The following is a 5,296-nucleotide window of genomic DNA, read 5'->3' as shown; positions in this document are numbered from 1 at the left end:
GAATTAACCAGACGGGACACTAGGAGTCTACGACTGGTAAGCTCTTTGACCCCGCCTCCGATTTCTGACGTTGTGATCAAACAAAAAGGTGCTCAAGATGATTGACCTGAGTGTGTACGCTGAAGTTGAAACGTTACCTCGTGAGCAGTCTGAGCGCATAGGCGTGATGCTGGGTTTTGGACGCCTCGGGGACGTCGAGCTGGCGTTGCGAATACATGAGGGTTTGAGCCTTGGAGTGGCCCGAAAAGTAGCTGATGCGCTCGGCGCTGAGATACTTCCAGAAGCGGAGCTCGAGCGAGCGGTCAAAGAGGGTGGATTACTTAGCAGCTACGAGAGCTCGCGTGTGTATCAAGTTTGCTGTGTGCTTGATGCAGCTGCACTACACTGCCGGGGCGACGCGCAGATGATGTCGCGATATCTGCGTGTGCCGAATCATGATCTAGATAATCGTTCTCTACTCGAACTGGCTCTCGTGAGTTCAGCAGGCGCCCGAGCCGCAGTCACCAGGATTGAATCCTCAGTTTCGATCTGACCTGCCAAACACCGAAGGGCGCTTAACCAAGAAATCTGGGTCGGCCTTCGGTAGATCTGCGAACGATCCTGTTCTCGGGCTGAGCCACGACCAACACACCACGCTATGACACAGCGACCAAGCACTCATCAGTCAGCTCAGACAATCCTGTTGATCTGAGAGAAATGCCACAGGACATGTCACCAGTATTTGTGATGTGTCTGAGGATTCGCACGAACTAGAGCCTGGTGATCCTTCACATTCGCATGAGCTTTGAACCGGAGTTGCTCAATGCGCCCCTTTGGAGTCCCGCTATACTGAAGCATGACGTCTTCTTTCAGCCGATCTCTGACTGAAGCGGCCCGATCCCCCTGGCCAACTGCATCAGAGGCTTTATCTCCCATGGGCTACCAAGAATTTCAATCGACGCCAGACGCCTATATCAGCTTCAAGTGGGGCGATCAGGAAATGGAGGGTGAGTTTTTCCGAAACTCTCTCGAAGTCATCGATGATCCGCTGACGACCAGAGGCTACATCCGGCCTTTTGATAAGCGATTACGACAGTCGATTGTCGATTGTCATATGAAGGCAAACGGAATGGATCTTGAGGACTATATGCGATTGGGCGATCTTGTCGAGTGCGATGCCTTAGTCACTCACGAACGAGTGAAGCGTCCGTACATCAGCAATCTCGTCACTGATTTCGCCTTCATCAACTTCAGCGAGTTGGCTACCGACCAGGCGCTCATTGCCGACTGCAGAGCCGACCTCCTTCGACGACAGGCTGTTCTAGCCCATCGATTCGACCAACCTGAGGTATCGCATGAATTGAAGCAGGCGTATGCCAAATGGTGTCCAGACAACTTTGTCTCACTGCGTTACTCAAGAACGAGATGGCAAAAACTGCTGAGCCAAAAGTGGCTGCACTTCATTGGCCTTTTAGCCCTAGTCTATTTATCTGCGGCCTTCATCGACTAGAACGCAACGTCCCGCTCAGATTATTGACAACAATCACGCCAGACGGCTTGGGCGTCATCGTCACCACGTATTCTTATCCGCACCCTGACCACCGACATAGATGATGACGCACAGCCGCCCGCGTGTCGGAGCATTGTGAAGGGTGCGCCAGCGCGCCTGGCAGACGATATAAGGCCGTGGTCGATCCACCCCTATCGCCATTTCAGCAGATTACGGCTCCTTATGCGAGAACCACCGGGTAGGCGGTACTTCAACTGGCTCGATGTAGGCTGAGGCCTGAAGGGGCTCGGGCTGAATAATACGCGATAGGAAAAACACCGGGCACCGCTGATGGTTGAGATGCGCATCGCCGCGTCGAGCGCTGTCAGCTGAGCTTTCAGTGATTGGACCACTACACGCCATCGAAGCGGCTGCAGCGAGATTACGCCAAGCGTCCTGAATAAACAGAAGATCCAGTCATGGCTTAGCCCCTGGACGGATAGTCCGCAGATTCAAAGCCATGTATGGAATCTTTAGGGCGTGACACTGGTAGGCACAGGCTGCTAGATCATACACTCGACTCTCAAGCTGGCGACACTGACCAGCAACATCGCATCGAGGAGCTTATGAGCGTCAGCACGACATCCCTGATACTGGTGGCCGATACCAACTTGTTCATCGAGTGCAGACCGCTTGAGCAATTATCCTGGGAAGATCTTCAGGTCGACGACATCACCATCCTCCTTACCACGCCGGTTCAGGATGAACTCGGCAAACACCGAAGTACAGGACCGTCGAAGCCACGGAAACGAGCGCTGAATTTCAGGAAGTGGACCAGGCAAAACTTTGAAGACAATGAGACAAGGAAGGTCATACGAGAGAACGGACCGAAGGTCGTGCTTGAATTATCGATGGCACTTCCCTGGGATCAAAGCCTGAGTGATCGGCTCGATCTTGCGAAGACTGATGATAAGTTAGTGGCTATTGTCTCTGCGCTTGTGAAGAGCAAACGTGAGCACAACGTCGCACTCTTGACAGCTGATCGCGATCTCAGATTCAAGGCCGTTGGCTGTAATGTTGAATTCAAATTGATTCCGAAAGAATGGATGCTGGAGGAGCAGGTACCGGATGAAGACAAGGAGCTGCAACAACTACGGAATGAGGTAGCCAACTACGCCAGACAGGAGCCGTCGATGCACATCTCGCTCGTCAATCCTGAGCACCCAAACCACAAGTCTGTGACCATTACCACTCTGGCCCCGATAACTGCAGACCAACTCGATGAGCTGGTGGCCAGGCTGAGCCGGCGACACCCGCTGCAACAGGACTGGCACGTGATGAAGCCGGCGATGCAGGCTTTTGCCATGACGCGCTTCGAGCCCCCTTCGCCAGCAGCCATCGAGCACTATCGTGACATCGACTATCCACATTGGTTGGCGCTGTGCAAAAGCATGTTCGCCGGGCTGCACCAGCACCCGGCCAATCAGCGCCCCTTGCGACTGCGATTGGCGATCGAGAATCGAGGTGAGCGGCCTGCACGCGAGGTCAGGCTGGAGATCAGGGCCGAGGGGCCATTGACGCTGCGACGACCGCCGGACGAAGTGCACGATGCTCAAGCACCGCTGCAACCTGAACTACCGCCACCACCGTGTGCTCCTCAGATTCGAGAATTGCCGGCGTTTCAGGGTCTCGAAGCCTTCGCCCGTCAACATGTTCGACATGGCGGGAACATCGGCGCGGTGGTCGCCGGGCTGAGCAGTGGGATGGACGACCATGACAGTGCGCAGTCGATACCGCGAACACAGTGGCGATATCCGGATCTGGAATTACCCCTTGCGGTGGGGGCCGTCGGCAAGGAAGCGCTTGTGTATGAAAACTGGGAAGAGGGGGCGTGCTGTTCAGCGGCGAGCTTGACCTGCAGTTTCTGGCGTCATCAAAGCACCGCGCGACTTATCGAGTTCGATGTTTTGTTCGAAAGTCATCACGCCAGCGGTGGTCGGATCCTGTGCGAAGTCCATGCTGAGAATCTCACTACACCCATCTCATTCGCTGTCATCGTCAAACAGAACGTGGATGCCACGCCGTTGTATAGACAGGCTGTCGAACTGATTGATGCCACTGCCACGCAGAGCGAGGAAGAGGAGTGATAGAGAGAAGGGCAGGGGCCGGGAAAGACCTGTACTGCTCGCAAGGAGACAGTACAGGTGATGAGGCTCAGCAAACGCAGGGTTCGAGGGCAGAAGCGGGGCGTTGAATGAAAGCGACCTGCTGCAATAGCGGAGCGAGCGCAGACTGCCAAGCACAATGCCCAGAGATTTTTATCCAGAACATCGGAGTAAAAGAAGATGAAAAAGCCGCTTCAATGGAAGAAAAGAAGACAAGTAAACGGGGGAGAAGCCCATCTATACATTCGAAGAGATCAGCGAGCACACACTTTGCGTGACGCGCAATAGTGAGGGAGACATATTTACGAGTGATTTTTCAGTTGGGACAGGTTTATCACCTGTAGTTGCCAGGCCAGTCCAGAGCTGAGCGCAGGGGATTGCTCGCAAAATTTGTCTTCCATCGGTGTAACGCTCCTTTATATTGAGATCTCTATAGGGGTAGATTAACTGGAGATCTCATCGAATTTCATGGCGCTGATTTCGGGGAGAAAGTCAATGTCGAAAATCAGTCCAAGATACTTCCATGCGCAGATTGCGCCGGGGTGGCTGATTACGTGGATTGCCAAAGGTCTCAATGATGTCCGACGTACCTAAGATTTATCTCGATGCCAACGTGATCGCGCACATGTGCGATGGGCTTAAACCTGAGCTCAAATCAGAAGTGATAAAAGCGTCAGAAGTTCAAAGGGCTGTTTTCCCATTCACCGCAGGCATGGTCTCTGAAGTCGCGAACATCTATAGCATTGAAGAGGCAATGCAAAGGTTGGTGTTCCTGAGCGAAATTAGCCAGGGGTGGTATCTCGAACATAGCGCTTATAATTTCGGGCTTATCCGGCGCCGCGTGTTCCAGGTATACGATGACCTCAGGGCTAGAGGGGTGGGCTCCGATGCAGCAAAGCACTTCAGAAGACTCGTTCCGCACGACACCCACAAAGCGACAGCTAAGGCGTACGAAATGATCCCCTCTGTAATGAACAATCTGGCACCTGCGCAGCTGTTCAAACATATCAATCAGCGGCTGAGCGAGTACGAATACCCCGTCGGAAGCGAAGACCACGCTCCGCGAAATATTGACCAGTGCGTTGACCTCGAGGAATCGCTCGTGCGAAAGCACTACGAGGGCATTTGGCGTCAGCGCGGCTTAGAGCCGGAAAATATGATGAGAGGGCTCAAGCATCAAGTTTTATTCAATTTACTAGAAAGCTTTGGATATTGGCCAGATAAGCTGTGCCCATATGAAAAAGGGTCTGCTTTTGAGGATGCAGCCCACACGTTCTTATCTAGCTCCTGCGACTACCTAGTGACGTCAGACAAAAAACATGGGTAGGCGAGCTGCCGCTGTGTTTTGGTACTTGCGTAACGATACCAAGGTTATTACCTCTGACGAGCTTTTGAAACTACTGAAGTGCGCTAACCAGAGCCGCTAAATCTGATATTGGAATGTAATGGAAAACTTAGCTTATGAAGGTTTATCGAATGCTTAAAGATCTTTTGCAAGCTCTCTTTTTTAGACCTCAGCCGCCGATCTGGCATTCAGCCGAGCTAGCGGTGTTAGCTGCAATGTAAAACTGACCCACCCGCTGCAACTGAAAACTGACCCACCTTTCACTTGAACGTATCCTCCGCGCAGCGGAGGTGTATGTAGTGGTCAAGTAATCTTGGA

General features: G+C 52.9%; 4 protein-coding genes. All 4 read left to right on the top strand.

Annotated elements, in window-relative coordinates; translation table 11 throughout:
- The first annotated feature begins 97 nt into the window (after window positions 1–97).
- Window positions 98–532, top strand: a complete 435-nt coding sequence (locus ABD735_RS20115; RefSeq protein WP_344809891.1) for a hypothetical protein — start codon at window positions 98–100, stop codon at window positions 530–532.
- Window positions 533–913: 381 nt separating this feature from the next.
- Window positions 914–1,489, top strand: coding sequence for a hypothetical protein (locus tag ABD735_RS20110; protein ID WP_344809889.1), 576 nt, complete (start codon window positions 914–916; stop codon window positions 1,487–1,489).
- A gap of 605 nt (window positions 1,490–2,094) precedes the next feature.
- Window positions 2,095–3,615 carry a PIN domain-containing protein gene (locus tag ABD735_RS20105; protein ID WP_344809887.1) on the top strand — a complete coding sequence of 507 codons (1,521 nt, stop codon included), beginning with the start codon at window positions 2,095–2,097 and terminating at the stop codon, window positions 3,613–3,615.
- Between the two features lie 592 nt (window positions 3,616–4,207).
- Window positions 4,208–4,960 carry a hypothetical protein gene (locus ABD735_RS20100; RefSeq protein ID WP_344809885.1) on the top strand — a complete coding sequence of 251 codons (753 nt, stop codon included), beginning with the start codon at window positions 4,208–4,210 and terminating at the stop codon, window positions 4,958–4,960.
- Window positions 4,961–5,296 lie beyond the last annotated feature (336 nt).

The organism is Allohahella marinimesophila (genome assembly GCF_039538005.1).
GTDB classification, from domain to species: domain Bacteria; phylum Pseudomonadota; class Gammaproteobacteria; order Pseudomonadales; family Oleiphilaceae; genus Allohahella; species Allohahella marinimesophila.
Note: the sequence above shows the minus strand (reverse complement) of the source record. Positions and strands in the feature narration are given on the sequence as shown.